This window comes from Actinosynnema sp. (genome assembly GCF_052038725.1).
In genome coordinates this window covers 1-2,949 of sequence record NZ_JBQGCX010001006.1, presented here as the reverse complement: position 1 = coordinate 2,949, position 2,949 = coordinate 1, and the positions used below count along the sequence as shown (strand labels likewise).

At 70.3% G+C, this 2,949-nt stretch carries 1 protein-coding gene; it reads right to left on the bottom strand.

Annotation, left to right across the window (positions count from 1 at the left end; translation table 11 throughout):
- Nucleotides 1–1,564, bottom strand: a 1,564-nt coding sequence (locus tag ACTUAL_RS21340; protein ID WP_440901491.1) for an RHS repeat-associated core domain-containing protein, incomplete at its 3' end; no start/stop codon positions are given.
- Nucleotides 1,565–2,949 lie beyond the last annotated feature (1,385 nt).

Genomic DNA, 2,949 nt, shown 5'->3' with positions numbered 1-2,949 from the left:
CCCCCGCACTGTGTGACGGGCCGGAGTAGCCGGATCCCTTGTCGACACTGGTAGGCGACGGAGAGGGCGGCGGCTTCTTCGAGCTGGGGGTCTTGCCGCCGTAGGGCGGGTAGGTCTTGTTGCTGTCGTTGAATCCGACCCCGGGCTTGTGGTGCGGGTACGGCTCGAGTCCGGTGGGGTCGGACCAGGTGGCGGGCGCGGCGGCGCCGTAGCCGTAGGTGCCGGCGAGCTGGCGGTGGTTGGCGGTGTCGACGACGGGGTCGGTCGCGGTGAACAGGCCCGCCTGGGGGTCGTAGGCGCGGTAGCCGATCTGGGTGAGGCCGCTGAGGAGGTCGATGGTGCCGCCGACGAAGCCGGTCTCTCCGACCCACCCAGGGGTTGTGTTGTCAGGAGCGAGGCCGGAACGGCCGGGCAGGCTGCCGGGGCTGCCGGCTGGTGGTTGTCCGCTGAGGTGCCCGCCGAGTGCCCCGTTGCCGGTGCCGGTGGTTCCGGCGGGTCGGGTGTCGAGGGGGTCGCCGTAGGGGTCGGTGAACCGGTACGTCACCTCCGGTGCGGCGAGGCCGTTGCCTCCCCGGTGCGGGTCGGTGCCGGTGGTGGGCGTGGGGGTCTGGGTGACGTCGCGGGCGTCGATCTGCACGGTGGCGGTGCCGTTGTGGTCGGACCCGCTGACCCGTAGGCGCGGTGCTTCCACGAGGGCCCCGTTGCGGGTGACGGCCTCCCGGACGACGGTGGCGAGGCCTGCGGCGACGCTGCGGCGGGCGACGACCTCGGTCTCGCCCGCGCCGGTGGTCCCGCTCGGCAGTGCGGTGCGGGCGGGGCGGACGGTGAGCTCGGTGTCGCCGATGGTGAGGGTGGTCTCCCGCTGGGCGGAGGCACCGGCGGGCACGCTGCTGGTGGCGCCCGGGTCCTGCACCCGCAGGAGGCGCTGCCCGCTGGGGCCGTAGTCGAACTCGGCCCAGCCGCGCAGGGTGCTGCTGGCTCCGGTGGTGGGGGTGGCCGGTTGGACGGTCCCGGAGGTGGCGGTGGTGTCGTGGACGGCGAGGGTGTCCAGGCGGCCTTCGGCGTTGTAGGCGAGGGCCTGGACGTGGCGGTGGGCGTGGCTGGCGGTGGAGTCGATGTCCACGGGCCTGCGGACCATGTTCCCGGCCGCGTCGTAGGCGTAGGAGAACGTCAGGGTCGGTCCCGTGCCCGTTGCGCCGTTCACGGTCACGGGGGCGGAGGTGATGGTCGTGGGGGCGTGCGGGCCCCCTATTCCCGGGCCTTCACCGCTCGCGGTCACGCTGGACCCGGCGGCCGGGTAGGCCGACGTCCACGCCCGCAGCGCGGTCCTGTCGGTCTCGGTGGTGCGGTTCCCGGTGCCGTTGAACGCGTAGGACAGGTTGTACGCACCGGCGAGGCCGCTGCCCACCGCGCCGGTCGCGGCGGTGCCGCTGCAGGCGGTGCTGGTCTGGACCGTGTAGGCGGCGCTCATGCGCCCGGCGAAGTCGTGGGCGAAGCACTGGCGGGCGGTGACCCCGGGGGGCGTGCAGACCGCGGACGCCGCCGCAGGGGAAGCGGCAGCCACGCTCGAGGGCTGGCGCGACTTGCTCGAGGCGACCGAGGCGACCGAGGCGACCGAGGCAGAGTCGTACGCGGCTGCGGCCCGAGGCCATTGTCGTGCGCTCGGACCAAGGCACCGCGCCGGGCGAGGCAACCGCCTGCCGACAGTGCGGCGTAGCAGTCAAGCTGCCTTTCGACCTAGCCCAGCCCAGCGGCGTTCACTCGCCACTGCCACCTGTGGACAACCGCAAGGCGCGTCTTGACCAGCTCGCCATTCGGGTGGATCGTCTGTTTTGCGGAGGGCGTGGGATTCGAACCCACGGAACAGGAATGGTTACCTGTTCAACGGCTTTCAAGAGCGTCTGGGGTACCGCCCCTGACCTGTGGCTTCGTCAGCTCCCGCCCGCCCGGGGGCACGGGACGGGCACGAGCATCCGGATAACGGCCGCGGTGCCGCGATGCCTACCGGATACAAAGGTGCTTGATCACCCGCCGCCACCGTCGTTGAGGTATCAGTCCGAGCTTCGACTGAGGCCAGGGCGGAGCATGCGATCTCGCCAGGATCCCGTCACGCTGGCGTGGGGCCAGCTGCATAGGACGGCTCGAACCGGCGCGAGAGTTGTCGCTTGGCACTTGTCAACGGCTGCCCGGGCGTTTCTGACGACGCCGCCAGATGTACTGGAGCAATAGTTGCAGCGGGAAACCACTGGTATCCGGTGTGGGCGCCAGCACGCGTGGTCTCCCGATCGTGAGGACGCTGAGAACAAGAAGCAGGCATACGCCAGCCGTGATGGTCAGCATGACGTGCAATGCTGCAGGCATCGGGCGACCCTGAGAATTAAACGCGGCGAGAGCCAGGAGGTACCCCAGCCCCACAGTGAGAAGCAGCGTCAAGGAGGGATAGATGCCACTTTGTCGCAGCGCTTCTCCGAAGCGATCAGCGCTAGGAATCCTCCTATAACTGGCATAGGACTCGCAGACAGCGTAAACCCAGAGAAGCAGGAGAATGACCAAGGGAAAGGCGGACATGGACTAACCGCCCTTCCCGGCGGCTGGGACAGACGATTGCCAGGCCTCATCGGCCGCCCAACATAAGGAGGCGCCCTGGGGCTCGTGGAGTCTGCCTCCGACTGTTCCGGCCCCACAAGCGCCTAGCCAACCGCGCCGACCTCGTCGACCGCGCCGACCTCCACCGACGAGAGCCCGGGAATCAGCAGCGAGTCCCACCGCGGGTTCTACTGCGTCTACACAAATCGAGGGGACCGGTCGTCGAGCGTCCGTGCCCCCTTGGCGGGGAGCACAACGAGGCTGACGGCGGGGCCAGCCAGTCGCCCCGAGGCCGCAACCCCGAGCCGCGACCTGCTCGCACGCGGGACCGCTCAGTGCCGGGCCCGGACTCACACGACGCCC